A 26,655-nucleotide genomic window follows, 5' to 3' on the forward strand; every position below is an offset into this window, starting at 1 on the left:
GGAGCAGAGCCGATGTATAGAGATTAAGATGTGGATTAAAATTAAGATTAAGATAGTCAAAAGCCTGAGAAATGTAGGATCATACCGTTTTTCGTATGAACCACACATTTCAGTCAGGCTTTTATTGTTAACTAACCTATTGATCCTTCAGCAATCCAGATTGTCTCACAGAGGAGAGGAATTGGTGGAACTGCTCGATATTTAATTGCTGTGCGCTATCCGAGAGGGCTACGGCCGGATTCGGATGAACCTCAACCATAACGCCATCTGCACCCGCAGCAAGTGCTGCCTTGGCACAAGGGGCAAGGATATCTTTGCGCCCTGTAGAGTGGGTGACGTCCACAAGCACAGGCAGATGGGTTTCCTGTTTCAGAATCGGCACGGCAGAGATGTCTAGTGTGTTTCGTGTTGCTTTTTCATAGGTGCGAATGCCGCGTTCAATCAGCATAACTTGTTTGTTCCCGCGGGATACAACGTACTCCGCAGCATGAACGAATTCATCAATGGTTGCCGCCAAACCACGTTTCAGCAGAATAGGAATCTTAACATCCCCGGCAGCCTTGAGCAGTTCAAAGTTTTGCATGTTACGGGCACCGATCTGGATGACATCAATATACTGTCCAGCCAATTCAATATGACTTGGATGCACAATCTCACTAATGGTCTTCAGTCCGAACTCGTCGGCAACTTCCTTCAGAATTTTCAATCCTTCGATTCCGAGTCCCTGGAAGTCATATGGAGAAGTACGAGGTTTAAATGCACCTCCGCGCATTACGGTAATGCCGGCCGCTTTCAGCGCTGCTGCGACCTCGCGTACCTGCTCATAACTTTCAACCGAGCATGGGCCAGCGATCATAATGGGTTTGCCTGCGCCAACCTTGACGTTTCCGATGGAGACGACAGTATCTTCCTGCTGATTTTTGCGGCTAACGAGCAGTTGTTTCTTATGTTCGTCGACCTGAAGGTTCAGGGAAGCCTGGAAAATCTGTTTGAACAGAAGTTTGATGGCATCGTCTTGGAAAGGCCCAGGATTGGCAGCAGTCAGTTCCTCCAGCATTTCTTTTTCGCGAACCGGATCAAATTTGGGTACACCCTGTTTTTCCTTGATTTGACCAATTTCCTGTGTAATTTGGGCCCGTTCTGACAACAAGTGCAGGAGGTTATGATTAATCTCACTCAATCGGCCTCTTAATTGTTCCAAGTTCATGCTTTGATCCATGCTGATCCACTCCTTCAATTTAAATTTATGAAAAAACACAAAAAGGCCCTTCATCCGTAAGGGACGAAGAAGCCGTGGTACCACCCTAATTAGAAACGGTCCTGCTGATTGAATACAGCCGATCTGTTTCTCACTTTGACCTTTTAACGCAAGGAACGGATTGTCCTAGAAGCTATATCCATGAGGAGCAGCTCTTCAGCAATCGGCTCGGGAGTGAACTTCGGCGGCATGTTCCTTTCGGGTGCTCTCAGTCTTCGGCACCACGTCCCTGTAATGAACGATAACTCCGCGTACTCTTTCCGTCATAGCCTGTATGAATAATGATATTCGGTTCTGTATTTCATGATGCACGTTATGAATTGAAGTTATACTAGCATCTCATGTTCCTTGTCTGCAAGAAGCTGAATTAATGCCATGCATCAATAACGCTTTACCGTGACGCATTGCACATGCACTTTCAGAGTTCTGTGAGATTTACTAATATCTCCATGGGAATAGTATTCGCAAGGGTTTGCCATTCGAAGTATAATATAAGGTAATATAAGTGAATTCAAGCGAATGAGAATAAGAGGAGAAGTTATGAATAAAACGATTTCGGATATCGCCCAAATGGCAGGCGTGGCGAAGAGCACCGTCTCTCGTTTCCTGAATGGTGGTTCTGTTAGTGACGATACACGGCAGAAAATTGAGCGCATTATTAAACAATATAATTACGTACCCAATACGTTCGCACAGAGTCTTAAAGCCAAAAAAACCAGTATTATTGGAACGGTTGTTCCTCGTCTGGATTCCTTTGCAACCTCTCAGACATTGATCGGCATCGATGAAGAATTAAGAAATAATCAGTATCAGATGCTGATCGCGAATACGAGCCAGGATATGCAGCGCGAGATTGATGCCATATATGACTTTGCCAGACAGAAGGTATCCGGCATTATTCTGCTTGCCGCAGAAGTGACCGATGCACATCTGAAAGCTGTTGAAGACATCGGAATTCCGGTGCTATTGGTAGGGCAGCAGCATGAACAGTTACACAGTCTGGTTCATAATGATGATCAGGCGGGGTATGAGATGGGTAAACATGTTGTGGAAAAGGGCCATCGGAAAATCGTCTATATTGGCGTTACCGAGAGAGATCAGGCAGTGGGTATCCATCGCAAACAGGGGTTCAAGCGTGCGATCGACGAATGCGGTGGATGTGATGTGACATATTACGAGACAAGCTTCAAAATGTCTGAGGCGATCATTACCGCAGAAGCGATTTTGAAAAAAAGCAAACCGACGATTATTGTGGGCGCAACAGATAACATCGCACTGGGTGTGATGAAGGTTTCTTTTTCCAATAAGATACAAATCCCGCAGGATTTATCGGTTACCGGATTTGGTGGTTATGAAATTACCGAGATGATTCATCCTACACTAACGACAGTAAAATATCATTATTTTGAGGCAGGTCAAGTGGCGGCCCAGCACATTATTCGTCTGGTACAAGGCGATCCGGTGGAGCAGTGCACGATTCTTGATGTGGAGATTATTCCACGAGAAAGCGTTGACAAGATATAAATGAATCCTTTATGATAATTCCATCGAACCGGTTCCACTCCGAATATCCATTAAGGATATGGGAACACGGTGGCAGGCGAAAAAGCCATATGGAATTATTTTTTTGAGCGTGTTGGAACCGGTTCCTCTAATTTAGGTTTTACTTTTCGCTAGGATGGAGAACACTTTTTATGAAAATGACTAGAGAGCAACGCTACAGACGTATCGAGCAGGCAGAGCCTGGAGAAATAGGCAAGCTGGAAGCTTTGATCTCTGCTTGTCCGTGGAGACAGCATTACCATATCCAGCCGATAACCGGACTGCTTAACGATCCTAACGGATTCTCCTATTACCAGGGATATTATCATCTGTTCTATCAGTGGTTCCCACTCGGGACCGAGCATGGAATGAAGTATTGGTATCATACCCGTTCAACGGATCTGGTGCATTGGGAAGAAGTCGGAATCGGAATCCAGCCGGGCGACACATATGATTCACACGGGGCATATTCGGGCAGTGCTATTGAAAAAGATGGCCAGCTCAATCTGCTATACACAGGCAATACAAGAGATGAGGACTGGATCAGGCATCCGTATCAGTGTCTGGCGATTATGCATGAAAGCGGTTCAATAACCAAAGTGCAGCAACCTGTGATCTCTGAAGTACCTTCTGGTTACACGGAACATTTCAGAGACCCCAAGGTTTGGCAGCAAGGTGACACGTATTATTGTGTGATTGGAGCCCAGCGTGTAGATGAAACGGGATGCACCGTATTATATCGCTCGTCAGATCTCAGAAACTGGACGTTTCTAGGAGAGATTCATACTGGGCTACCTAACTTTGGCTACATGTGGGAGTGCCCCGATTATATGGAGATGCAGGGTAAGGGTGTACTGATCTTTTCGCCGCAGGGAATAGAGAGTCAGGGAGATGAGTATCACAACATTTTTCAGTCGGGTTATCTGATTGGCGAACCACTGGATCTTCAGACAAGGTACTTCGAACATGGTCCGTTTCAGGAGCTGGATCGTGGATTTGACTTTTATGCCCCGCAGACGATGCAGGCGCCGGATGGAAGACGAATTTTGGTGGGGTGGATGGGACTTCCCGATTTGGAGTATCCGACAGATAAGAGTGGATGGGCACATTGCCTAACAATTCCGCGGCAGTTGTCACTCCGGGAGGGGAAATTAATTCAGCAGCCAGTCTCTGAAATGGTGAAGCTGCGTGGGGATTCTGAAGGGACTCACATGGAATTCACAATGGATCATGAGACTCGATCTTTCGCAGACTTTGCTGGAATGGCTTATGAATTGGAATGTGAAATCCGTGATTTTGACGCAGAGGTAGTAGGCATTGAATTGCGAGCGAGTGCAGAAGAGAAGACCTTGTTGCAATACGATCGGTTGACTCAGAAAGTAACCCTGAATCGTTCGCAGTCAGGCGCCACGCTCGCGGATCAGAACGGGAATATTCGGCGCTGCGCATTGAATGCAGACGTGCTTAAGTTCCATATCTTTGTGGATTCTTCTTCTGTTGAGATCTTTGTCAATGATGGAGAAGAGGTATTCACAAGCCGTATCTTCCCAAGCAAGGAAAGTGTGGAGATTCGCTTCTTTGCACATGAAGGCAAGGCAGGATTTCAGGCATCAAAATGGGATTATTAGATATAACGTGAGAGGAATGAAGAACCATGTCGGATAATCAGCAGATTGCCCAGGACGTTATTCGTGCCATCGGGGGCAAAGAAAATATCGCATCATTTGCACACTGTGCAACACGTCTTCGGATCATGGTGAATGACAAGGACAAGATTGATCAGAAGCAGGTCGAGAACATTGACAAAGTGAAAGGGGCCTTTTTCAACTCGGGCCAGTATCAGATCATTTTTGGAACAGGAACAGTGAACCGGATATTTGAAGAGGTTGAGAAGCTGGGCATCGAAGGGTCTTCCAAGGAAGACGTGAAGAGTCAGGGCAAAAAGGAAGGCAATGCTTTTCAACGGGCCATTCGCACGTTTGGTGACGTTTTTGTACCGATTATTCCTGTGCTGGTCGCAACGGGGCTCTTCATGGGTCTGCGCGGGCTGCTCACTCAAAATGAAATTCTATCGCTATTTGGTGCAACACCGGACGACATTTCGCCCAATTTCTTATTATTTACTCAAATCCTGACGGACACGGCATTTGCATTTCTGCCTGCACTGGTAGCCTGGTCTGCGTTCCGCGTGTTTGGCGGGAGTCCGGTTCTCGGCATCGTTTTGGGTCTGATGCTTGTGAATCCGGCACTGCCGAACGCATACGCTGTGGCCGATGGATCAGCACAACCGCTGCATATGTTCGGATTCATACCGGTGGTCGGGTATCAGGGTTCCGTACTGCCTGCGTTCTTCGTCGGGTTGATCGGAGCGAAGTTTGAGAAGGTTCTAAGAAGACGCGTGCCAGAGGCGCTCGACTTAATTCTTACCCCTTTTATTACACTGACGGTCATGATTACACTTGGTCTCTTCGCGATTGGTCCGGTTTTCCATTCCCTGGAGGAGTGGGTTCTGCATGGAACAACAGCCGTATTGGGACTGCCATTTGGTATTGCGGGTATTATTATTGGTTTCTTCCATCAAATTATTGTCGTTACCGGTGTACATCACATCTTTAACTTTCTGGAGATTCAATTGTTAGAGAAAACGGGCTTTAATCCGTTCAACGCGATTATTACATGCGCTATGGCTGCGCAAGGAGCAGCTTGTCTGGCGGTGGGGTTGAAGACCAAAAATACAAAGCTGAAAGCACTCGCACTGCCTTCGTCATTCTCTGCATTTCTAGGGATTACCGAACCTGCTATCTTCGGGGTTAACTTGCGGTATATGAAACCGTTTATCATGGGCCTTGTCGGAGGCGCTGTCGGTGGATTTATCGCGTCATTGTTCCATTTGCAAGGTACAGGTATGGCGGTGACGGTTATTCCGGGCACCCTGCTGTATTTGAATAGTCAATTGCCTTTGTACATTTTGTCCAACGTGGTGGCCATGGGAATTGCATTTGCACTTACCTGGTTCTTCGGATATAAGGATCAGCCGGTTGCGGAGGAAGTTCCGAGCAATGCTGGAGATGAGAGCAAGACGGAAGTTCTGTCGCAAAAGTCAAACTCCTCTGCCAGCCAGGCCGCTAACCATCGCACCAAGGTAGATTTGTTGGAAATTGCATCACCGATCACAGGCACAGCTGTTGCTTTGGAGCAGGTTCCTGATCCTGCATTCTCGGAAAAGCATATGGGAGAAGGGATCGCTATCGAGCCTTCTGAGGGCAAAGTATTTGCACCTTTTGACGGCGTCATCGCTCATGTGATGAATAAAAGCAAACATGCCGTAATCCTGGAACATGAAACCGGTGTTCAGATGCTTGTGCATATTGGAATTAATACCGTTGGACTGAAGGGTGAAGGTTTTACCGCATATGTGAATAGCGGAGACACCGTAACCGCAGGTCAACTGTTGATTGAATTTGACATGGAAGCGATCCAGGCTGCCGGGCTGCCATTGATTACACCTGTGCTCATCCCGAATGGGAACGAAAAGATCGAACAGGTGATGCCAACGACGACCGGCCCTGTTCAAGCTAATGGAGAAGCACTAATCGTTGTGAAATTTACTGAACCGCAATAAGCGTAAACTTTTGAAAAAGACAGGTCGAAAAATGCAAAAAGACCCGGTGTATATCACCAGGGTTTCTTTGCATTTTTATGTATCTTTTCTTCTAAACGGAAGGTGTCAAAAAGAATAATACGTCAGTGCGTATTGCATCATAAAGGCACGAATTTCTTCCCGGTTTAACATCACATCAGATGTGCTGGCTTGCTCCAGGTTAAGAAGCAAATTGCTGATGGCTTCATGCAGGAAAAGCATGCGTTCATTTCCCCATAGCTCTTGATGCTTCTGGATATAATGCATGACCTGTGACAGCTCCATACCTTTTAAGGCCCTGAACACCGAAGCCCATTTTACCAGATCAGAGGGATGGGAGCCTACAGGCAATTCAAATTCAGCAAAACCATGAACATTCCCGCATGAGATTTTGAACAATCCACAGTAGCAGGAACGTTCCTGCGCTATGAAGGGTAATTTTCGCATATCGTAACGAATAATCTCCATGGAACTAATTCGGGTATCAACACAAATCTCCGTTCGAATTTCCACATCACAATCTGCAATCACACGCTCCAACCTCCATAGGCAAAATCATCTTATTGTTTTCTGTTGTTTTTGTTATCCTGCCGATTATATTACGACTGAACACAGCTCAAGTAAAATCAACCGGAATGGATATACGCCTGATTTTCCGATTTTTGGTATAGAATTCACACATGTAAGCGATTAACAAGTGATATATCTTCGTTTTGGACACGAATAACTCGATTTTTTCTTCCGCTTATGACAGACCGAGCAACATGCCGCATGACTGCGAAAAGAGGAGATTAGGCAAGAATTGCTCACCTGGATTGTCTGGAATCGATCAGGACGGGGTGAAAATCGGATGCATTTGAATTGCAGAGATGCAGACAGAGGACTATGATTCGCACATAACGTACTCCAGATGGCATTTGCAGGATCTGATGGAAGGCGAGGTTGGCGGCAATGGATGAAGCAATGATGGTGGTATCGACAGGACACGGTGAGGCGGGAATGAATTTTGTGGATGTATTACTGAAGAGGGGATTTGCAGTTGTCGTGCTTGTACACAGCGAAGAAGAGGGGGAACAACTCCAGTCGCTTGGTGCAGTCACCGTGCGTTACATTCAGGAAATGGCATTCCGTAATCAGCTTCCGCCAGAATTTGTAGTAAAAAACGCCTTTGTATTCGAAAATAGCTTGCCGCAGTGCTGCCAGGACATTGAGCTGTGTCGCAGCTTGTGTCCGCAACAACTCTATGTCGTTTCTACCAACAGGGCACCTGTTGGGCTTGTTTATAAAGGTCTGGGAGCAACATATGTCATTCACAGCCGGAGTGGAGATGTTTCATTTTTATTGTAAAGGCACTGATAGTGGGTTCTCGTCGCCAGTCAGATTAACCAAGGATAATAATGAAAAACGTTCTGCCCAGAGCCTCTTGCCCTGGACAGAACGTTTCGTGAATTCCAATATGCTGTAGATTGAGTTGTAAAATCCAATTAGGAAGAGATTCCGACAACACTGGAACCATTCTTTGTAATTTTGTACGTAATTACGTCTCCGCTCCAGAAGTGGAACTTGAGAATGACTTCTCCATTATTCGTTTCGTTGAAGAAGTTTTGTTTCAGTTCAATGACGTTGCTACTATAATTCGGACTGAAAGCGTAGGAAAATTCTTTGAATGAAGTCCAGTTTTGCGGACCCGCGTTTCCGCCACTTGTATAAGTTGCTTCCATTGTGGCCAACTGATTGCCATTAAAGGTAGTCGGAATCGCAAACGAGCTCGTTGTGCCCGTTATATTGCTCAGTTTAGGCGTGTCATACTTGATGATATTCAGGTTCCAGTTTGCACCTTTGTTGAATTTGACGGTCAACTTGGCATTAACCCCAAGATTGCCTGAGGTGGTCAGTCTGGTTAACAGGCTTGATTTCAATGTCAGCACATCACCACTGATCGTGTAATCTGTACCTTGAACAAGGGTAGTGCTGCCATTAGCAAGAGAGCTAAATGTATTGCCATTGAGATTCAGTTTTACTGTTTTATCCTGAATTGCAGCCCCTTTTTTCAGATAAACCAGATCAGATTCAGCTGTGGAGGAACGACCTGTCCAGCTTGCTTTCATTGTGTTATACAGATCCTGGTCAGACCAGGTGAAGCTGGTACGGCCAAAATGCTGTCCATTATCCCATAACATGGTGGTCATCTGTTTCTGACGCAGGTATTGGCCGATAAATTCGAAGAATTTCAGTTTCTCACCTTGCTCGATGACACCTGTGTGCTGATCAAAGCCGAGTAAGCCATACTCACCGACGATAACCGGAATACCTTTGACTGTGAATGCATTGTACACTCGGTCAAATGTAGTCGTAATATCCTGTTGCACTTCAGCATTATATTTGGTGTAACCTGCGATATTCACACTGAATGGCCAGAAACCATAGTAGTGAACGGTAGCGATAATGTTAGGGTCATTCAATTTCGCAATTGTTTGAGATAATGCATCGAGATCTGGTTGAGCGGAAGAAGTATGCATCGTTGGGAGGACCAATGGACGTGTTGCATTGTTGCCGCCGGATGCTCTCACGATGTTATGAAAAGATACATTCAACTCATCCAGCAAAGCATACGCTGTAGCGGTATTCGTTGTACCACCTTCGGTGAAGCGAGGTTCATTTACACTTTCGAACATCAGCTTAGTGGATGAGTTTTTGAATTTGTTGGCAATTTGAGTCCAGGCAGAGTTGTAACGTGCAAGGACATTGGCATGGTCATTCTCCATATAGCTGATCCACTGCCATGAATCGTGATGGATATTGATCATGACATACAGATTGGCATCAAGCGCCCAGTTTACAACCTGTTGTACACGGTTCATGTAAGCGGTATCAATAGTGTAGTTAGGAGCTCCACCTATATGAGCTTGCCAGGTCACTGGAATACGAATACTCTTATAGCCTTGATTAGCGATATTTTGAATCAGTTGCTGAGTAATCAGCGGGTTACCCCAGGCCGTCTCATCTGCTCCAACGGCGTCCAGCGAGTTACCCAGATTCCAGCCCGGCTCCATCGCAGTGACATAAGACTGAATATTGGTTGGAGCAGCGGCTGCACTTGCCTGAATCGAGTTATCAGTAGCAGCAGAAGCGATGGTGGATGAGAAGAGGGACAGGATCATCGCAGTCACGAGCGTGAGTGAGAGAGCCGATTTGCGGTTGTTTTTCATTAACATATTCTCCTTTGAGTTATAATCGTTGAACTAAAATAGGATGCTTGCAAAGATTGGCAATAAAGCTCAACAAAAAACAAGCCGTAAGCTTGTTAAAAACGCGGATCACCTCCAAATCAAAATTACTGAAAGCGTTTTCTGAATTGAAATATATCATGCTTTAATAGAAGATAATACCAGTATAATTGGTTAATATTTCATGTAAAAATTAGTGGTTATGACAATTTTGGAATATTATATGTGGTGCACGAAACAGGTTTTTTTGCATGAAAAACCTCCGTGGACAATAGCATGAACTCTACTTGAGATCGATTACCGATCTTTCTAGTCTTTGCTTAGTATTCGATGCGTCTTCGTATGTTGCAGGGACAACGTTCCATGCAGATGCAGGATATATATCACGCTTATTAAATTGACAATGGCCCTAATTCTTGCTAAAGTTTTATCCAATCCGCATAATTGTGATCTGGGAATGTTACCGATATGGGCATAACCTGAGCTGGCTTGTATACACTGCAACGTGTATCCGGGCTGGTTCGGGTTTTTTCTATTTTGATTTTTAATGTTTCTTGCGATTTGAGCGGATAACAGAATTACATATTTGGAAGGAGAATAAGGATGACTAATTTTAAGTTTCCCAAAGACTTTTTGTGGGGTGGAGCCATTGCTGCCAATCAGGCAGAGGGTGCATATCTGGAAGATGGCAAAGGGCTGAGCATTGTTGACTTGCTGCCGACAGGAGAGAATCGCAGAAGCATAATGAAGGGTAATGTTCCTGCATTAACCCCGCTGGAAACCGAGTTTTATCCTTCGCATGAAGCAATTGATTTCTACCATCGTTATCCCGAGGATATCGCGCTGTTTGCCGAGATGGGCTTCAAAGCGCTGCGTGTATCCATTTCCTGGGCGCGGATTTTCCCAACTGGAGAAGATGCACAGCCGAATGAAGCGGGTTTGCAGTTTTATGATCGATTATTCGATGAACTGTTGAAGCAGGGTATCGAGCCTGTAGTAACACTTGCTCACTTCGATGTACCGGTTAATCTGATTGAGAAATATGGCAGCTGGAGAAGCCGTGAGTTGGTGACTCTGTTCGAAACCTACGCGAAAACCGTATTCAGCCGTTACAAGGACAAGGTGAAATACTGGATGACGTTCAATGAAATTAATATGCTGCTTCATCTGCCATTCCTTGGTGCGGGTCTGGTTTTCAAGGATGGCGATCATGTGAAAGAGATTCAGTATCAGGCAGCGCACCATCAATTGGTGGCCAGTGCACTGGCGGTTAAAGCCTGTCACGAGATCATCCCGGGCGCAATGATCGGCTGTATGCTTGCGGCAGGAAGCTTTTATCCTTATACCTGTAATCCGGATGATGTGTTCCAGGGCATGGAGAAAGACAGGGAGTCTTATTTCTTCATTGATGTTCAGTCGCGTGGAGAGTACCCGGGCTATGCCAAACGTTTCTTCAAGGATCATGGGTTGAATATTAACATGCAGCCTGGTGATGCGGTAATTCTGAAAAACCATACGGTTGATTATATCGGATTTAGTTATTATTCAAGTCGTACAACCTCCACAGACCCGGAAGTCGTCAAAAACATGACGAGCGGCAATGTATTTGGTTCTGTAGCGAATCCATATTTGGCAAAATCGGAATGGGGCTGGACGATTGATCCCAAAGGCATCCGTATTACAGCCAATCAACTGCACGACCGATATCAAAAACCGCTGTTTGTTGTAGAGAATGGATTTGGAGCCAATGACGTGGTTACCCCTGAAGGTGAGGTTGATGATGCGTACCGGATTGATTATCTGAAACGCCATGTTGCCGAGATGGGTGAAGCTATTCAGGATGGTGTAGAGATCATTGGTTATACAAGCTGGGGGCCAATTGATATTGTCAGCGCTTCTTCAGGAGAGATGAGAAAACGTTATGGTTACATCTATGTGGACCGTGACAATGAAGGTAAGGGTGACTTGAAGCGGATCAAGAAAAAGAGCTTCCATTGGTACAAAAATGTGATTAAATCAGATGGCAGCAATTTAGAACAGGAATAAGCAGGGCAAAATGAGGGACATTCTCCATGATCAATATCGGAAGGACCACTCTTCATGGAACTTCCGATTGTTCCCTCGTTGAAAGCGTTGACATATGTGTCTCTTCGCGCTATACTTGACGCAATTATATCGTTTTGGGATTGTTACTACTTGAAGTAGGCAAAACCTAAGCACCAAAAAAACAGACGTACATGTCTTGTTTATTTTGTGATGCTTCAGGTTTTTTTTGTATGCCCAAAAGGCGATATATGACTGCCAAGAGAGTGGATCGTGACGGGGGGATTGAAGTGAAAATAGCAAAGGTTATCAACAATAACGTCATTAGCATCTATCAGGCGGATGGAGCAGAGCTTGTAGTGATGGGGCGTGGGATTGCCTTTAAGAAAAAGCCGGGGGATAAAGTAGACGAGACCCGCATCCAGAAAGTATTTGCGCTTAAAAACAAGCAGACATCCGACAATTTCAAAATGCTGCTGCGCGAAGTGCCAATGGAACTGATCGAAATTGTGGAAGAAATTATTACCTACGCCAGAGAGAATCTGGGCCGTAACCTGAATGAAAATATTTATGTTTCTTTGACAGATCATATTAACTTTGCGATTGAACGATATCGTGAAGGAGTTGAAATCAAGAATGCACTGATGTGGGAAATCAAACAGCTGTACAAGGCTGAGTTCGGACTGGGTCTGAAAACGCTGGAGCAAATCAAGTCCAGACTTAATATCGAGCTTCCACCGGATGAAGCAGCGTATATTGCCCTGCATATTGTCAATGCGGAGATGAATGAAGAAGTCATTACAACGATGAACATCACGAAGTTTATTCAGCAGATTATTAATATAGCGAAGTATCACTTCAAGATGGAATTCGATGAAGAGTCTCTCAGCTATTTTCGCTTCATTACGCATCTGAAATTCTTCTCCCAGAGGGTATTAAGCGGCACGCATTATGACAATAATTATGACCACTTTTACGACATGATCAAAGAGAAGCACCCGGAAGCGGCGGCATGTACGGAGAAAATCGAAATGTTCGTCAACAAGGAATATAACCATCAGCTTACCAACGAAGAGAAATTGTATCTGACCGTCCACATTGAACGGGTCGTTAATCGATAATAATTAAAATGTTGACAAATTTGGTTAAATCATAATAATATGAGATTAACAGGAATTGAATACGATTTAACTGGGATTGTTACTGGTTATGCAGGCAAAACCTAAGTCATGAGAAGGCAGGACCAATGTGTCCAAACCTTACTCAAGGCTTAGGTTTTTTGCGTGCAAAAAAATCGGTAAGGTGCCTGTTTTAGTAAATATGGGGGTGCACATCATGAGTCAGGAAAAACTCGCAAAAGAGATCGTCGAGCTGGTCGGCGGCGAAAAGAATGTGGTATCACTGGTACATTGCGCAACACGTTTGCGGTTTGTATTGAAGGATGACGCGAAGGCAAACAAAGCCAAGCTAGAAAAGACAGAAGGAATCATCGCAGTCAAGGAAAATGGGGGTCAGTTTCAGGTGGTCGTGGGCAATAAGGTGCCTGAGGTATATAGCGCCATTGGTCAGATCAGCAACATTTTGGATGACTCTTCCGAAAAGGAAAAGCCTAAGAAGTCCGCGAAAGGTTTAGGCGGCATTATCGATGTGATTTCCAGTATTTTTGCACCGCTGCTAGGCGTTATGGCGGGAGCCGGTATCTTGAAAGGGCTGCTGCTCATTGCAAGCAATGTCGGCTGGCTGGAAACAACGGAAACCACGTATAAGATCTTATTTGCAGCAGCAGACAGCCTGTTTTATTTCTTGCCTTTGCTGTTAGCGGTTACAACCGCTCGCAAATTCCAGGGTAACATGTTTGTAGCAATGACCATTGCTGGCGCATTAATCTATCCTTCTATCGTCACGCTCAAGGCGGAGGGAACGCCAACCGATTTCTTCGGTATCCCTGTGATTTTGATGAATTATTCATCTACCGTTATCCCTATTATTCTGGCAGTCATCGTAATGAGCAAATTGGAGAAATTCTTCAATAAAGTTCTTCACGAAAGTGTGAAAAATTTTGTCACTCCATTATTTTTGCTTGTTATTATGGTACCTCTTACCTTGCTCGTATTCGGTCCATTTGGAGTGTATGTAGGTAATGCCATTGCATCAGGACTTGTGGCCGCCTTTGGATTCAGTCCTCTATTAGCAGGAGCAGTTATGGGTGCAAGCTGGCAGCTGCTCGTTATTTTCGGAATTCACTGGGGACTCATTCCCGTATTTATTAACAACGTTGCTGTATATGGACGCGATGGTGTCAAACCGGCTGCGACGGCTTCCATCTTCGCACAGACCGGAGCTGCATTCGGCGTTATGTTGAAAACCAAAAATAAGAAGCTGAAAACGCTGGCGGGTTCATCGACATTGACGGCCTTGTTCGGGATTACCGAGCCTGCCATCTATGGTGTCACTCTGCCACTCAAACGTCCATTCATCGCAGGAGTGATCGGGGGTGCTGTTGGTGGGGCCATCATTGGTCAGGCAGGTACTCAGGCATTTGCTTCGGGCGCTCCAGGATTACTGACTTTGCCGATCTTCTATGGACCAGGTGGAGAGGGCTTCCCTGGACTGATTCTTGGGATCTGTGTATCCTTTGTTGTTTCGGCTGCATTGACGTACATTATGGGATTCAAAGATCCGGTGGAAGAGGAAGAACAAGAAAAAAGCACGGAATCCACCAATGCATCAGTAAGAACAGCGGATTCCTTGGATCAAGAAGTTCTTAGCCCGATTGAGGGAACCATTGTTGAACTGACTGAGGTGCCAGATCCGGCATTTTCATCCGGCGCGATGGGCAAAGGCATTGCGATTGAGCCGGCAGTTGGCCGAGTCGTTGCTCCTTTTGACGGTACTATTACCGTGGCTTTCAAAAAGAAACATGCCCTGGCTGTTGTATCGGATACAGGTGCGGAGATTTTGGTTCATGTTGGGGTGGATACCGTCAAGCTCGATGGTCAGCACTTTACATCACATATTCAGGAAGGTGATCGGGTTAAAGCGGGAGATTTGCTGCTGGAATTCGATATCGCTGCAATCAAGGCCGCCGGTTATCATACGGTAACCCCTATAATTGTAACGAATTCTGCGAATTATGAGGAAGTGGTTCCTTTGACTACGGGACAAGTTCGGGTTCAAGAGCCTTTACTTACCCTGTATGGAGGAAAGGGACAGGAACAAGAGTAAAAATAACAAAAGCCGTGTCCAAGGTGGAACAGAACGATTTCTGTTTACGTGGACGCGGCTTTTTTTGCTGTTACCCAATCAAATTCATCAGATCCTGAACCTGTCCCATCATGGAGATTGGATCTTCCCGAAGCCAGTCCTCCGTCATACGGTAAACCTGACCATTCTGCACTGCCTGAAGCTGCTGCCAATACTTGCTGCGTTCAAGCTGTTCAAACTGACGGATGGATTCCGGGTCGCCCGACACAACGATAAAGAGATGATCACCCGCATACTTATGCAATTGATCCAAAGGAATATCTTCTTTGAACGGATGAGATTTATTTTGCTGGGCTGCCAGCACCGGAGCAGGTGGTTTTAATTGCAAATCACGATATAACACACCTACGTCGTAGTAGACCTGGAAGGTAGCGGGAAGTCCTCTCATCCAGAAGAATGAAACTGTTTGGTCACCATCTTGAAGAGGAGACAAGACTCTTTGGGTTTCCTTGATCTTGTTCGTATAGCTTTCCATCCAGGCTTCTGCCACAGATGTCCTTCCAGTCAAATCCGCAATAAGACGAAAGCGTTCAAAGAAGGGCAGGGACCAGGGAACATCCAGTGTAGGAGCAATTTTGGAGTATTCGGCATAATGATGCCCGTTAAAAGTCACGATGAGATCGGGTTTCAGCTCCGATATCTTATCCATATATGGCGTTACCACGGAATTTCCAATCGAAGGAACACCTCGCACATGACCCTGGTAATAACGGCAGTCTAGCAATTGGTAAGGTGCACCAATAGGTGTTATGCCGAGCGCCAGCAGCTCACCCAGGAACTGAAAGGAGGCGACACGCATTGTATGCTTTCTTAAATGAATATATAAACGCGGCGATACACCGGTATATTGCTTGAAGCTGCGACTGAAATGAAAAGGATCGCGGAATCCGATGTGTCCTGCAATTTCCTGAATCGAATCGTTTGATTCCAGCAGACGTTTTTTGGCACGATTCATTCGCAAGCCATTCAAATATTGGATAGGGCTCTGTCCGGTGTGCTCACGAAAAAGACGTGAAAAATGGCGTGTGGATAGCCCAGTCTCTGCGGCAAGTTGATCCAAAGTATAGTCAAGTGTAACGGATTGTTCCAACCGTTGAAGGAGTGTATCTACGGCCTGTATGCTGCGATGTTCTTTATCCATCGTGTCGGCTTTCATGGCTAGTAAAATCAATTCCTGAAACAGCACATGTTTGCTGTAGTTTTCCTTTTCATCGCAAAGATCCTCCACGGGATGCAGCAAGTGTACCAATTGAATCATGCGAGAAACATGTTCAGGGTATACTTGTCCTTGCGCTAATGCAGCCATTCGGGGCGTACCCTGAACAGTCACGGGCAGAGGTTCGAATTCAACGCTATATACTTGCAGAGGAAGATCTGACAGACTCTCAAGCTGCACTTCCATACCGGGATGAAATAGAAAGCAGTTTCCTGGCATAACCTCAGTCTGTCTATCCATGGAATGGACTTTACCACGCCCTTCGGTGATGATCATCAATGTATGACGGTGTATTGATTTTGTACACGGACCGGATATCGCATCGCAGTATGTCCCTGTAAGTATATAGACCAGCGAAATCATGGTATCCCTCCTCAAAAGCTGAAAAGAAGCTCTTCAGGCAGGATCGCTGAAGAACTTCTCCTCTATTGCATATAATGTGATTAATATCTTTTATTTGGTGAGCAATTGAACGGCATCATCCAATTGAGCACTGAGAGACATCACGTCGTAAGAGAACCATAGGCTCTCATCAACCACGTAAACTTTATTATTTTTGACGGCAGGCAGTGAGTGCCACAACTGGCTATCATCCACCTCTTTCAGGAAATCAGGATCATTATCGAATCTTACCACAAACAGTCGATCTGCTGAAGCATAATCCGGCAGTTTCTCAAGAGAGATGTTGATGCCGAGTTCATGATTCCCTTTTGCCCATTCCTCTTTGACGGTATCCGTCATGTTGAACTTCAGAGCATCATATAAGGTATAACCGACATTAGCGTTCCCGTACACTCTGAGTTGACCTTTTTCAAATCCGCCAATAACCACAACACCGAATGTCTCATCTGGTGAAACGAAGGAAGAAAGCTTGGTCCGTGCCTCTTCGGATTTCTGATTAAATGCTTGAATCCATTCCTGTGCCTGTTCGCTTCTGCCAATAACGTCAGCCACTGACTTGAAATGTTGGAATGCATCGGCACCTTCCCATTGAACAACAACCGTAGGGGCAATCTTGGACAGCTGCTCCAATTGATCCTCATTCCACTCTGCAGCAATGATGAGGTCCGGCTGCAGTTCGAGTGCCTTTTCCAAATTCAGCTTATTGGAGACCCCGATATCTTCGATCCCTTCCAATTGATCTTGAATCGAGACATAGTTGTTAAGCAGATGAGATGCTGCCCCAGCGGGCTTAAGTCCTGCTGCCAGCATTTCCGGTAAATATTGTGTAGTGAGAACACGTTGGGGATGGGCTGGAATCGTTACCTCACGGCCCAGAGCATCCTTATATACGCGAGTTGCCGATTCTAAGGCAGTATCGGTTGACGTTTCTGTCTGCTGTGCAGAATTACCTTCAGTAGAAGGTGATGATGTTTGTTTCCCTTGACCGCAAGCGGAGAGAAGCAAGGTTAGCACAAGGATAATGCACGAAAGTTGGAGTTTATTTGGATGACGCAACATAATAATGAAATCCCCTTTTTCTTTTATAATGATAATCATTATCAATTATTATAGTCAAGACTTCTTTTGAAGAACATGTTCAATATGGACTTGAAGCATGGAAAATATGGACATGACGTTCTGGCACAAAAGAAAATACCTCCAAAAATTAATTTTGGAGGCATTTGTTTCGTTTTATTCACGATCCAATGATGTCCTAAGAATCTGCTCGCACAACCGTTGAGTTCATATTGCCTGTCAGTCGTTGCGGAGGGAAGACCATGCGCACAGGTGCGATGATGATCGCAGCGAACAAGGCTTTGATCAGATCACCGATGATGTAAGGATAGAATCCTTGAATCATCGCTTCGGGTAAAGACATTTTGTAAGCATAGGCCAACCAAGGAACGCCCGAGACATAGATCAACATTGAACCAAACACCTCAAATACGATAAAGGCCAGGAAATAACCAACGAATCCGTTCAGTTTGATTCTGCTGAGCAATAGTCCAATGAGCAATGCGGAGAAGGGCCACATCATAACATATCCCCCGGTAGGCCCAAGGAGTACTGCAAGTCCGCCTGCGCCATGCAGAAGCGGGAAGCCAATTGCAGTCAGGACCACGACCAAAGCGACACTTAGAAAACCATATAATGGGCCAAGCAGTCCGCCTGCCAGCATAACCGCAAGAGTTTGCAGCGTAATCGGCACAGGAGAGAAACCAATGGGAATACTTATGTAACCAAAAAGAACAAGTATGGCTGCCATCAGTGCGCTGAATACAATACCTCGCAAAGATAATTTCATGTTTGAACATTCCTTTCAATTTTGGTAATCTTATTGTTAACCGATTAAACGGATGTGGTTAACGATTTGGATCGTACCACAAAAGATTCAAAAGGGAAAGGACCAATTTGCGATGCAAGACGTTACACCTTTGATAAAACTAGAGAATGTCCGTGTTCATTATGCGTCGGAGTCAGGACTTGTTCGTAAGGCAGTGGATGGAGTTTCGCTGGAATTAGCTCCGGGAGAATGGATAAGTATTGTGGGAGCCAATGGTAGCGGCAAAAGTACGCTGGCAGGGCTGCTAATCGGATTCACTCCGCTATCCGGTGGGGAAAGGAAGGCTTCTTCGGAACTGGTTGTTCGTGGAGTCCTCCAGCAGCCTGATGCGCAGGTACTTGGAGACACCATTGAGGAGGAATTTCATTTTTCCTTATCCTCGCTGCTGGAATCTCCTGATGAACAATTACGACGGAGAGAGCACGCATTACATACGGTAGGACTTGAGCACTCGCCGGAGGCGGCAATATCGATGCTGTCTGGAGGACAGAAGCAGTTGCTTAATATCGCGGTAGCGCTGGCGGCCAAACCGGATGTACTCATTCTGGACGAACCTACGGCCATGCTTGATCCGGGAGCCAGAGAACGAATGGAGGCGGTAGTTCAAGCCATTGTCCAGCAAGGGACGGCGGTAATCTGGATTACGCATCATTTGGAGGAAGCGACGCTGTGCGATCGAATTATTGCCATGGAACAGGGACGCTGTGTTTACGATGGAGTGCCTGCGGCTTTCTTTTATGGAAAAGATAAGGAAGAGACGACGGCTGACGCTGGAAAAGAAGCACAACAACCATCACCCTGCGAACAGCTTGGGCTTGCTCCACCTTTTACAGTGCAGACGGCTCTACTCCTAAAACGGAAAGGTCTGCTGCAACATGCGACACCTCTGCGACCAGAGCAGTTGGTTAAGGAGGTAGCCCTTTGGCAATCGAATTAGAACATGTAGGTATAGCTTCGTCACAGGCTGACAAAAGAGCGCTGCTTCAAGATATCACTGTCCGACTGAACCGTGGCGAAATCACTTTATTGTTAGGCTGCACAGGATCAGGCAAAACCACACTGCTGCAAACGATCGCTGGCCTAAAACCTCCAGATGAGGGTAGTCTCAAGCTGGACGGAGAGCCTTTCTGGCAGAACGGGAAAGTGCCGCAGTCCATTCTGTTGCAAATGGGGTTGGTCTTTCAATTCCCAGAGCAACAGCTGTTCGCCCGAAGCATTGGGCGTGAATTTGCTTATTCTCTGCGTCCATATCGTCTACCGGATGAACAAAAGAAAAAGCAGATTTCCGAAGCACTGGAGCGCTGGGATTCCCCAGCGGGTCAGGGAGGGGAAGAACGATTCCATTCGGACAGATCACCCTTTGCACTAAGTGGGGGGGAACGGAGAAGACTGGGGCTTGCCCTGGGAACTGCTACGCAGCCTTCATGGCTATTGCTCGATGAACCCAGCGCCGGATTGGAAGCACAAAGTGTGCTTATGCTGCTGGATGCTTTGAATCAGCATCGAACTGCAGGTGAGGGAGCCATTGTGGCTACACACGACCTGGACACATTTTTACCACATGCAGATCGGGTTCTTTTGTTGCAGGAGGGGCGTCTGGTTGCTGATCTCACACCAAGGGAACTTCATACAAGGCCAGATCTGCTGGAGCTTGCCGGAATTGGTCTGCCACCCTCCATGCAGCTGGCACAACAATTTGCGGCGGCGGGCATTCATTTTCCTTCTACTGCGTTGACCCCGGAGGAAATGGCTGAAGGTATTGTTCAGTCCGTCAATGAGCCTTTAGAGCAGAAGGTTGATGTTATTGGTAATGAGGATCAATTCACAGATGAAGCGAAGCTTGCCTTTTCAAGCTCCGACACTTTGGGAGGAGAAGGCACACAGGGGGTCATACACACCCACGCAGAATCAGGATCCAACAGAGGATTGTATGGTGCCATGGACCCGCGTCTGAAATGGGTTTTATACATTTTGCTCGTGACCGCTGCGATGCTTCAACACGACTGGTTAGGTCTATCTCTTACGTTGGTGCCAGTCATCTTGGCGCTCGTTGTGCTGCCACGACAGGCTCTGATGGGATGCTTGAAATTAATGAAACCGCTCGTACTGTTCTTTCTCGTATCAACTGCATTGTCGGGCACAACTCTTTCTACAGAAGGTGGCGGCCTACAGTTCGGATTTTCCCTGATACAGGCGGAGGGGACGTTACTCAATGTGTATCGTTTGTTTATCGTTACGTTAGCAAGTCTTTGGTTTTCACTGACTACACCTTATGGCCGTATGGTCGAGGGACTGAATTGGGTACTTGGTATCGGCGAAAAAATCAAGCTGCCCGTGTCGTCGTTTGCACTCGCCGTGTCTTTAATCTTTCGTTTTATCCCGATGATCTGGAGTGAATGGCAGCGATTCTCGCTGATCGTCCGGGCACGCGGCAAAGCTGCATTACGACCGAATACGGTACGGTTACGTGATCTTGGCCCAATGGTCATTCCCTTGCTCATGGCGTTGTTTCAGCGTGCAGAAGATATGACGATTGCGATGGAAATGCGGAAAGTTAGAGAGAATTCCCTGCTTGGAGCACGTTCCTCCTTATTGGTATGGTCCAAACGAGATACATGGACTTGCATAATCGGACTTATTGTTTTTGTATTTTATATCTGGATCAGAGACTGAAACGCAGTGTTTGCCATGGATCATGCATAAATCCTTTCATTTCCGCTCAAAATAAACATGCTTTGATCACCACGAAGCAGATATGGAGGGACGAACGATGAAGGATAAATTTTTGCAAGAAGAAAGACAAGAATATACCGATGTGTCCACGGTGGAGTCGCAGCGAAATGATATCACACTCGAAGAGTTCCCTGAAGGTCCTTACGGCTCATCTCTAATGTCTGAATCTCTTGGCAAAAGCTCGCCGTGGCGAGTGGATCAAAGGACCGCGCATCGTTTCGATTATGAAAATCATGAGCTGCACGAAGGGGAAGTTCGGGATTATCCAGGTCAGGATGTCTACGATGAAACGGTTCCCGATAATGTAACCAAGCCTCAGTACCCGGAAGAAGAAGAATTGTAATGACGTATTATATAAAATAGATGATAGCCTTCGGCAGGATTTTCCTGTCCGTGGGCTATTTTTAGTTGTATCGTATATGAAAACAAATCTCCTCAAATTCCACAATTTGGGTTATCATAGGCGTAGTTCATATTAAAATGAAAACATTTCATGGCCAAGTGGGGGTTATCAGAATGAGAGAGATTAACTATAGCGATTATTTTTGGCAGGATGATAAGGTCAGATTACGTGCTTTGCGTGAGGAAGATTGGGAGGATCATTATTATAACCGGTTTGATTCACACGCTCGTCGTTTACTGGAATGTGCAGTAGAGCTGCCACCTACGAATGCTGAGGCGAAGAAATTTACGGAAGCCTTTTCCGATTTCTCTCTAGACAGAGGACGGATCATGTTCACGATTGAAAATATGGATGGTGAGAATGTTGGGGGCGTGAACCTGAACAGCATCGATGAGCGGAATGGAACCTTCAGTATTGGGATTCAAATTGACAGGGATCATCGCGGAAAAGGATACGGGACGAGAGCCATTCGAATATTGTTGAAATATGCCTTTTTCGAGCGCAGGCTTAATAAATTCAATGATTATGTTCTGGAAGGAAATGAACCTTCTGCAGCGATGATGAGAAAGCTTGGATGTGTGCAGGAGGGCGTGCGTCGTCAGGTGATTTATACCGATGGGAAATACCAGGATATGATCCTGTTCGGATTAACCAAAGACGAGTTCATGAAAAAGGAGGGACTTGCGTGAGTCCCATTTTAAATCAAAGTGGTACGGTGTTTATGGTCTGCCAATGTTAGTTGGGTAACTGGCAATGTGCAAGGGGGGGAATATGAGGAAGCTGTTATGGATAAGTTCGTGCTTTGTTGTATGTGTACTGGTTAGTATTTGTGTATTCTTCTGGAATGATATTTTTGGATATAAAACGTTAGAGAAGGCTGTTCAGTCTACATGGAAATACCCCCTTCAAGTGGTTAATGTAGATCAACAAAATGAACTGGTTTTGTCACTGGACCAAACACAATATGTTTTCGCTGCTTATGAACTGAAGAATGGGAGATATCACTATGATACCGATAGTGAATCAGGTTGGACAGCGAGTTCAGATGTGGGGCCTGCCTTTTTGGTACAAGCGGAACCGAAGAACAACAAAGGGAATTTTATATGGGGCGCTTTATATTCGGATATGCCTGTACACAAGTTTAAGATTGAATATACAAACGGTGAAACTCAGGAGGTTGAGTCCAGCAATAATACATTTATCGTGAAGATGCCGGAAGCTTACCAGAGTGAAGACAAAATGATGTTAATGGCAACGTTCACGAATGTGTATGCTCTTGATGAAGAGAACAACGTAATACGAGCTTATAATTTGAATTGATTTTTTGTTATCGAGCTTTAAAGTGAGACGCAAAAGGGTAGATAAGATGTACACCAGGAGGCATTATGAAACAAACCAACCAAAGTGATGAATTAATCATTGATTGCAAAGATATTTATTTGCGCGAGTATCGACTTGAGGATTTGAAGAAATTGCAGGAAGTCACCTGGCAACCTGAGGTTTACGAATTTTTGCCGGGATGGAATGCTGCGGTTGAAGATAGAGCACTTTGGCTCACTCAATACGAAATCCCTGAGAATCAGAATTTTAAACAAGCTGTTTTGGCGGAAGGGGACATTGGAGACCTCTGTTTACGTATGGCTATCGTGCTCAAAGAAAATGATGAGTTTATTGGATGGTGCTGCTCGGGGATCAAGGATGAACTGCCAGCGCCCAATCGGGAGATTATGTACGGCATTTCGAAACACTTCCGGAACCGTGGCTATACAACGCAGGCAGTACAAGGCATAACACAGTATTTATTTGAAAATACAAACGTTGAAGTATTGAATGCCATTGCTTTATTAACGAATCAGGCATCGAATAAGGTAATACAGAAATGCAATTTCGAATGGCTGAATTTGATCGAAATCGAGAATGAACCGTACAACCATTATCAACTGTTGAAGCACCAACGATAACCCTACTGTAATTGGCTCAAGATGACTGTACAGGAGTGATCCCATGGATTCCAAACCGCAGCTTGTTTTAGATCTGGCGGGTGTGTTGATCAACAATCTTTCCTCTTCATTCTGGCAGGAGCTTGCTAGGTATGCGGGTGCGCCTTTTCCTGTATTAATCGAGCAATTGAGTGGTATACGCAAGGACTTGTGGACAGGGAGGATGACAGAGGAACAGTTCTGGATCTGGATGCAAACCCAATATCCCAATATGGATAAGATGTATGCTTATGAATTGCTTGAACAAACAACAGAGTTGCTACCTGCCATGCATTGTCTTGAACGATGGAGCGAGCAGGCAGAACTTCATCTCTTGAGCAATCATTGTCATGAATGGATTCAATCTATTTTGCCGTTGATCCAACCGTACTGCAAGAGCATAACCATTTCCAATCAGGTCGGATATTGCAAGCCCAATATAGAGATATATGAACTTGTACAATCTCATCTAGACAGGGATGTACGTATTATATACGTGGATGATCAGGCTAAAAATTTGAAGTCTGCTGCTGAGCTGGGATGGGAAACATTACTTGCGGATGAGCAGCATCAATGGATTGCTGAAATTGACGAATGGCTCGCAGACCAACGATAACTTCCGATACAGATTGACCTTGTACAAATAAACCAATTCGATACCAAACAAATAGCCCCCTTCATTTCTCCGCAGAAATGAAAGGGGCATTTGTCATGTGATAAGAGCCGCAATAAAACGAAAGGCTGCATCTTACAAGCCTCGTTCAGCTTAGGATTCACTTTTGACCAATGGCAGCAAAATCGTAAATTCCGTTCCTGCTCCTAGTTGGCTGCGCACTGTTATTTTCCCCCCATACGATTCCACAATCGAACGGGTAATGGCAAGGCCGAGACCCGCGCCCCCTTGTTTTCTGGAACGGGAAGAGCTTGTCCGATAGAAGCGTTCAAAAATATGAGGGAGATGTTCCGGTTCAATCCCAGAGCCGTTATCTTTGACGGTTAACTCGGCTTTATGCTGAGCGGCATACAACGAAATACTGATGGTTCCCCGATCTGAATCGGTGTGCTGTACTGCATTGTGGAACAGATTGAGTACAACCTGTTTCAGTTTGTGAGCATCAGCCATTACATGAACTTCAGCGGTCAGGTCGAGATGAACCTGTCTTTCCTGAGCCATCATGATCAACTGTGGCTGCATTTCGAGCAGCAGACTGTCAAGTTGGATGACTTCCTGCTCCTGCTGAGGCGCCTGATCCAGCTTGGTCAGCATCAGCAGATCCTCTACAAGTTTGTTAATCCGCACCGATTCACCATACATGCTGTTCAAAGCGCTATATAATTGCTCGCTGTTGGAAGCTGCGCCGCGCTTGAGCACCTCAATAAATCCGTGAATGGAGGTAAGAGGGGTACGCAGTTCATGGGAAGCATCAGACAGAAAACGCTGCATCTGTTCTTTCGACTCCCGCTCTGCTTCAAACGAGTCTTCAAGCCTCTCGAGCATGCCGTTAAATGAAAGTGCCAGCTGATCCACTTCCTGTTGTCCCTGGACAGAAGGAAGGCGTTCGGCCAGGCTGCCTGCATCGATTCGTTGCACCGTATCTACCATACTGGACAAGGGAATCAGTGTCCGGCGAAGTGCTTTGGCGTATAGAACGAGTCCAGCCACCATAGCCAGCAGGGATAACATCAAGAAGATCAGAAGCTGTTTCACAATCAAATCTTTTAGCGGTTTCGTAGCAGTGCCCATCTGCACCATGGGTAAGCCGCGATTACGCGGTCCAGGCGAGGAGAAGACGATTAGCTGCTCATTGCCCTGGTTATCCGTTACAATCCGGTACGGAACATGTTGTTTATCGTTGATCCGATCTGTAATGTTCTGATATTCAACTGATGTCAAGCGAGGAGCGATCAGACCGTCTTCACCAAAAATGTCCTCGAAGCCACTTTGATTATCAAATAAGGCGAGTGAACGATCAGGAATGTATAAGAAACGATTGCCTGATCCTCTTGGATCTGATCCAGATTGCCCACCAAAAGGATTGTTCGTCGCACCACTTCGTGAAGACGATCCGAGCCACACAGGAGGCATGGACATGAGCTGCTCTTCCATGGTTTTCGCCTGGTTGCGATACAGAAAGCTTTCCATAATCCAGAATTGAAGAATGCCAATTAACAATAACAGAGCAGCCATAATAAACAGGGATCGCGCGAGTAATTGAGAGCGGAGCGAATGTGGCGATATCCATTGATGAAGCCATGTCCAAAAATGTTTATCTTTCTTTAATAAAGAGGTCATTAGAGATCCACCCTGTATCCGACACCTCGAAGTGTACGAATGAGCTTATGTTCTTTATCCCCCAGTTTGTCACGCAAGGAGCGGACGTACACCTCCACAATATTCTCTTCTCCACCAAAATCGTATCCCCACACGCGGTTCAGAATGGTCGCTTTACTCAGGACAATGCCATGATTATGCACGATGAATTTTAATAGTTCATATTCGGTTGGAGATAACTCCAGAATCTGATCGTGATAGGTAATCTCTTTGCGTTGATCATCAATTCGGAATGGACCATGAGTCACTGCCCCTATTAATAAAGGAAACTGATTACGCAGCCTTGCCTGAATCCGTGCAAGCAGTTCATCGAACGCAAAAGGCTTAATCATATAATCGTCAGCACCGAGCCATAGGCCTTTTACCCGATTCTCGACTTCATCTTTGGCTGTCAGCATGATCACCCCGACCTGAGCCCCGCTCTTGCGCAGACGCTCAACAACCTCAAACCCATCCATCTCGGGCATCATGACATCCAGAATGGCCATATGTGGACGAAAGTCTAGTGCCAATTCAAGCGCAGCGGCTCCATCCGGGGCCGTACGTACGTCAAATCCTTCGTTGCTTAGCCCAAGCTCCAGAAATTGCAAAATATGTGGTTCATCATCTGCCAATAGTATTTTAATGCCAGTACTTAGCTTCATAAGCAGGCGTTCCCTCCCGTTAAATCCATCGATTACATACCCTCAAATCTAGAGGTCTATATGCTGTATTATCGCTCGCCAAACTGA

The 26,655-nt window shown here is 45.7% G+C and carries 23 protein-coding genes; 15 read left to right on the plus strand and 8 right to left on the minus strand.

The features are described from left to right. Positions 1-136: 136 nt before the first annotated feature. The gene (locus AC4PM4_RS01470; RefSeq protein ID WP_063563501.1) at positions 137-1,219 is read right to left on the minus strand and encodes a bifunctional 3-deoxy-7-phosphoheptulonate synthase/chorismate mutase; all 1,083 of its coding nucleotides are present in this window, start codon (positions 1,217-1,219) and stop codon (positions 137-139) included. Between the two features lie 180 nt (positions 1,220-1,399). Between AC4PM4_RS01470 and AC4PM4_RS01475 the strand changes: the two genes are divergently transcribed. The 4 genes from AC4PM4_RS01475 (at position 1,400) to AC4PM4_RS01490 (ending at position 6,422) form a co-directional block, all read left to right on the plus strand. Beyond that, complete coding sequence (locus AC4PM4_RS01475; RefSeq protein WP_491612527.1) at positions 1,400-1,540, plus strand: hypothetical protein; 141 nt, start codon at positions 1,400-1,402, stop codon at positions 1,538-1,540. Positions 1,541-1,798: 258 nt separating this feature from the next. Beyond that, positions 1,799-2,782 carry a LacI family DNA-binding transcriptional regulator gene (locus AC4PM4_RS01480; RefSeq protein ID WP_491612528.1) on the plus strand — a complete coding sequence of 328 codons (984 nt, stop codon included), beginning with the start codon at positions 1,799-1,801 and terminating at the stop codon, positions 2,780-2,782. Positions 2,783-2,952: 170 nt separating this feature from the next. Further along, positions 2,953-4,428, plus strand: coding sequence for a glycoside hydrolase family 32 protein (locus AC4PM4_RS01485; RefSeq protein ID WP_491612529.1), 1,476 nt, complete (start codon positions 2,953-2,955; stop codon positions 4,426-4,428). 26 nt (positions 4,429-4,454) lie between these two features. After that, on the plus strand, positions 4,455-6,422 hold the full coding sequence (locus tag AC4PM4_RS01490; RefSeq protein WP_072732632.1) for a sucrose-specific PTS transporter subunit IIBC: 1,968 nt from the start codon (positions 4,455-4,457) through the stop codon (positions 6,420-6,422). 105 nt (positions 6,423-6,527) lie between these two features. Here the strand turns inward: AC4PM4_RS01490 and AC4PM4_RS01495 are convergent, their stop codons facing one another. After that, the gene (locus tag AC4PM4_RS01495; RefSeq protein ID WP_491612530.1) at positions 6,528-6,971 is read right to left on the minus strand and encodes a hypothetical protein; all 444 of its coding nucleotides are present in this window, start codon (positions 6,969-6,971) and stop codon (positions 6,528-6,530) included. 420 nt (positions 6,972-7,391) lie between these two features. Between AC4PM4_RS01495 and AC4PM4_RS01500 the strand changes: the two genes are divergently transcribed. Beyond that, positions 7,392-7,787: a hypothetical protein gene (locus tag AC4PM4_RS01500; RefSeq protein ID WP_145921896.1), complete on the plus strand. Its 396-nt coding sequence runs from the start codon at positions 7,392-7,394 to the stop codon at positions 7,785-7,787. A gap of 137 nt (positions 7,788-7,924) precedes the next feature. Here the strand turns inward: AC4PM4_RS01500 and AC4PM4_RS01505 are convergent, their stop codons facing one another. After that, positions 7,925-9,649 carry a cellulase family glycosylhydrolase gene (locus AC4PM4_RS01505; RefSeq protein ID WP_491612532.1) on the minus strand — a complete coding sequence of 575 codons (1,725 nt, stop codon included), beginning with the start codon at positions 9,647-9,649 and terminating at the stop codon, positions 7,925-7,927. Between the two features lie 621 nt (positions 9,650-10,270). Between AC4PM4_RS01505 and AC4PM4_RS01510 the strand changes: the two genes are divergently transcribed. The 3 genes from AC4PM4_RS01510 to AC4PM4_RS01520 all read left to right on the plus strand — a co-directional run bounded on the left by AC4PM4_RS01510 (position 10,271) and on the right by AC4PM4_RS01520 (position 14,935). Then, entirely contained in the window at positions 10,271-11,713 is a 1,443-nt protein-coding gene (locus AC4PM4_RS01510) for a 6-phospho-beta-glucosidase (protein ID WP_491612533.1), read from the plus strand. A gap of 287 nt (positions 11,714-12,000) precedes the next feature. Continuing rightward, positions 12,001-12,831, plus strand: coding sequence for a BglG family transcription antiterminator LicT (gene licT / locus AC4PM4_RS01515; protein ID WP_090807446.1), 831 nt, complete (start codon positions 12,001-12,003; stop codon positions 12,829-12,831). Between the two features lie 214 nt (positions 12,832-13,045). Beyond that, the gene (locus AC4PM4_RS01520; protein ID WP_063563509.1) at positions 13,046-14,935 is read left to right on the plus strand and encodes a beta-glucoside-specific PTS transporter subunit IIABC; all 1,890 of its coding nucleotides are present in this window, start codon (positions 13,046-13,048) and stop codon (positions 14,933-14,935) included. A 70-nt stretch (positions 14,936-15,005) separates the two neighbouring features. Here AC4PM4_RS01520 and AC4PM4_RS01525 read toward each other — a convergent pair whose 3' ends face one another. The 3 genes from AC4PM4_RS01525 to AC4PM4_RS01535 form a co-directional block, all read right to left on the minus strand. After that, the gene (locus tag AC4PM4_RS01525; protein WP_491612535.1) at positions 15,006-16,553 is read right to left on the minus strand and encodes a helix-turn-helix domain-containing protein; all 1,548 of its coding nucleotides are present in this window, start codon (positions 16,551-16,553) and stop codon (positions 15,006-15,008) included. Between the two features lie 90 nt (positions 16,554-16,643). Further along, a complete protein-coding gene (locus tag AC4PM4_RS01530) occupies positions 16,644-17,651 on the minus strand; it encodes an ABC transporter substrate-binding protein (RefSeq protein WP_491612537.1) in 1,008 nt (335 codons plus the stop codon). A 196-nt stretch (positions 17,652-17,847) separates the two neighbouring features. Next, on the minus strand, positions 17,848-18,438 hold the full coding sequence (locus tag AC4PM4_RS01535; RefSeq protein WP_072732639.1) for a biotin transporter BioY: 591 nt from the start codon (positions 18,436-18,438) through the stop codon (positions 17,848-17,850). Between the two features lie 130 nt (positions 18,439-18,568). Here AC4PM4_RS01535 and AC4PM4_RS01540 point away from each other — a divergent pair, with 130 nt between their 5' ends. The 7 genes from AC4PM4_RS01540 (at position 18,569) to AC4PM4_RS01570 (ending at position 24,208) form a co-directional block, all read left to right on the plus strand. Then, on the plus strand, positions 18,569-19,414 hold the full coding sequence (locus tag AC4PM4_RS01540) for an ATP-binding cassette domain-containing protein (RefSeq protein WP_491612539.1): 846 nt from the start codon (positions 18,569-18,571) through the stop codon (positions 19,412-19,414). Further along, entirely contained in the window at positions 19,399-21,150 is a 1,752-nt protein-coding gene (locus AC4PM4_RS01545) for an ATP-binding cassette domain-containing protein (protein WP_491612541.1), read from the plus strand. The genes AC4PM4_RS01540 and AC4PM4_RS01545 overlap by 16 nt, the downstream gene beginning before the upstream one ends. A 97-nt stretch (positions 21,151-21,247) precedes the next feature. Beyond that, on the plus strand, positions 21,248-21,553 hold the full coding sequence (locus AC4PM4_RS01550) for a hypothetical protein (protein ID WP_063563514.1): 306 nt from the start codon (positions 21,248-21,250) through the stop codon (positions 21,551-21,553). Between the two features lie 173 nt (positions 21,554-21,726). Further along, positions 21,727-22,302 carry a GNAT family N-acetyltransferase gene (locus tag AC4PM4_RS01555; RefSeq protein ID WP_465116295.1) on the plus strand — a complete coding sequence of 192 codons (576 nt, stop codon included), beginning with the start codon at positions 21,727-21,729 and terminating at the stop codon, positions 22,300-22,302. Between the two features lie 82 nt (positions 22,303-22,384). Then, positions 22,385-22,933 (plus strand): hypothetical protein, encoded by a 549-nt coding sequence (locus AC4PM4_RS01560; protein ID WP_090805939.1) that lies wholly within the window; start codon positions 22,385-22,387, stop codon positions 22,931-22,933. A 65-nt stretch (positions 22,934-22,998) separates the two neighbouring features. Further along, a complete protein-coding gene (locus AC4PM4_RS01565) occupies positions 22,999-23,574 on the plus strand; it encodes a GNAT family N-acetyltransferase (RefSeq protein WP_400344460.1) in 576 nt (191 codons plus the stop codon). Between the two features lie 43 nt (positions 23,575-23,617). Continuing rightward, the gene (locus tag AC4PM4_RS01570) at positions 23,618-24,208 is read left to right on the plus strand and encodes an HAD-IA family hydrolase (RefSeq protein WP_090949589.1); all 591 of its coding nucleotides are present in this window, start codon (positions 23,618-23,620) and stop codon (positions 24,206-24,208) included. 150 nt (positions 24,209-24,358) lie between these two features. Here AC4PM4_RS01570 and AC4PM4_RS01575 read toward each other — a convergent pair whose 3' ends face one another. Together AC4PM4_RS01575 and AC4PM4_RS01580 are read right to left on the minus strand one after the other, a co-directional pair. Further along, entirely contained in the window at positions 24,359-25,885 is a 1,527-nt protein-coding gene (locus AC4PM4_RS01575; RefSeq protein ID WP_491612544.1) for a sensor histidine kinase, read from the minus strand. Next, positions 25,885-26,568 carry a response regulator transcription factor gene (locus AC4PM4_RS01580; protein WP_491612546.1) on the minus strand — a complete coding sequence of 228 codons (684 nt, stop codon included), beginning with the start codon at positions 26,566-26,568 and terminating at the stop codon, positions 25,885-25,887. Before AC4PM4_RS01580 ends, AC4PM4_RS01575 begins: the two co-directional genes overlap by 1 nt. Positions 26,569-26,655: the final 87 nt, after the last annotated feature.

The organism is Paenibacillus sp. MDV22-iso6 (genome assembly GCF_058408365.1).

Coding starts and splice junctions, on each gene's coding strand:
- AC4PM4_RS01470 (WP_063563501.1), bottom strand. CDS start 1,219: ATGGATCAAAGCATGAACTTGGAACAATTAAGAGGCCGATTGAGTGAG.
- AC4PM4_RS01475 (WP_491612527.1), top strand. CDS start 1,400: ATGAGGAGCAGCTCTTCAGCAATCGGCTCGGGAGTGAACTTCGGCGGC.
- AC4PM4_RS01480 (WP_491612528.1), top strand. CDS start 1,799: ATGAATAAAACGATTTCGGATATCGCCCAAATGGCAGGCGTGGCGAAG.
- AC4PM4_RS01485 (WP_491612529.1), top strand. CDS start 2,953: ATGAAAATGACTAGAGAGCAACGCTACAGACGTATCGAGCAGGCAGAG.
- AC4PM4_RS01490 (WP_072732632.1), top strand. CDS start 4,455: ATGTCGGATAATCAGCAGATTGCCCAGGACGTTATTCGTGCCATCGGG.
- AC4PM4_RS01500 (WP_145921896.1), top strand. CDS start 7,392: ATGGATGAAGCAATGATGGTGGTATCGACAGGACACGGTGAGGCGGGA.
- AC4PM4_RS01505 (WP_491612532.1), bottom strand. CDS start 9,649: ATGAAAAACAACCGCAAATCGGCTCTCTCACTCACGCTCGTGACTGCG.
- AC4PM4_RS01510 (WP_491612533.1), top strand. CDS start 10,271: ATGACTAATTTTAAGTTTCCCAAAGACTTTTTGTGGGGTGGAGCCATT.
- AC4PM4_RS01520 (WP_063563509.1), top strand. CDS start 13,046: ATGAGTCAGGAAAAACTCGCAAAAGAGATCGTCGAGCTGGTCGGCGGC.
- AC4PM4_RS01525 (WP_491612535.1), bottom strand. CDS start 16,553: ATGATTTCGCTGGTCTATATACTTACAGGGACATACTGCGATGCGATA.
- AC4PM4_RS01530 (WP_491612537.1), bottom strand. CDS start 17,651: ATGTTGCGTCATCCAAATAAACTCCAACTTTCGTGCATTATCCTTGTG.
- AC4PM4_RS01535 (WP_072732639.1), bottom strand. CDS start 18,438: ATGAAATTATCTTTGCGAGGTATTGTATTCAGCGCACTGATGGCAGCC.
- AC4PM4_RS01550 (WP_063563514.1), top strand. CDS start 21,248: ATGAAGGATAAATTTTTGCAAGAAGAAAGACAAGAATATACCGATGTG.
- AC4PM4_RS01555 (WP_465116295.1), top strand. CDS start 21,727: ATGAGAGAGATTAACTATAGCGATTATTTTTGGCAGGATGATAAGGTC.
- AC4PM4_RS01560 (WP_090805939.1), top strand. CDS start 22,385: ATGAGGAAGCTGTTATGGATAAGTTCGTGCTTTGTTGTATGTGTACTG.
- AC4PM4_RS01565 (WP_400344460.1), top strand. CDS start 22,999: ATGAAACAAACCAACCAAAGTGATGAATTAATCATTGATTGCAAAGAT.
- AC4PM4_RS01570 (WP_090949589.1), top strand. CDS start 23,618: ATGGATTCCAAACCGCAGCTTGTTTTAGATCTGGCGGGTGTGTTGATC.
- AC4PM4_RS01575 (WP_491612544.1), bottom strand. CDS start 25,885: ATGACCTCTTTATTAAAGAAAGATAAACATTTTTGGACATGGCTTCAT.
- AC4PM4_RS01580 (WP_491612546.1), bottom strand. CDS start 26,568: ATGAAGCTAAGTACTGGCATTAAAATACTATTGGCAGATGATGAACCA.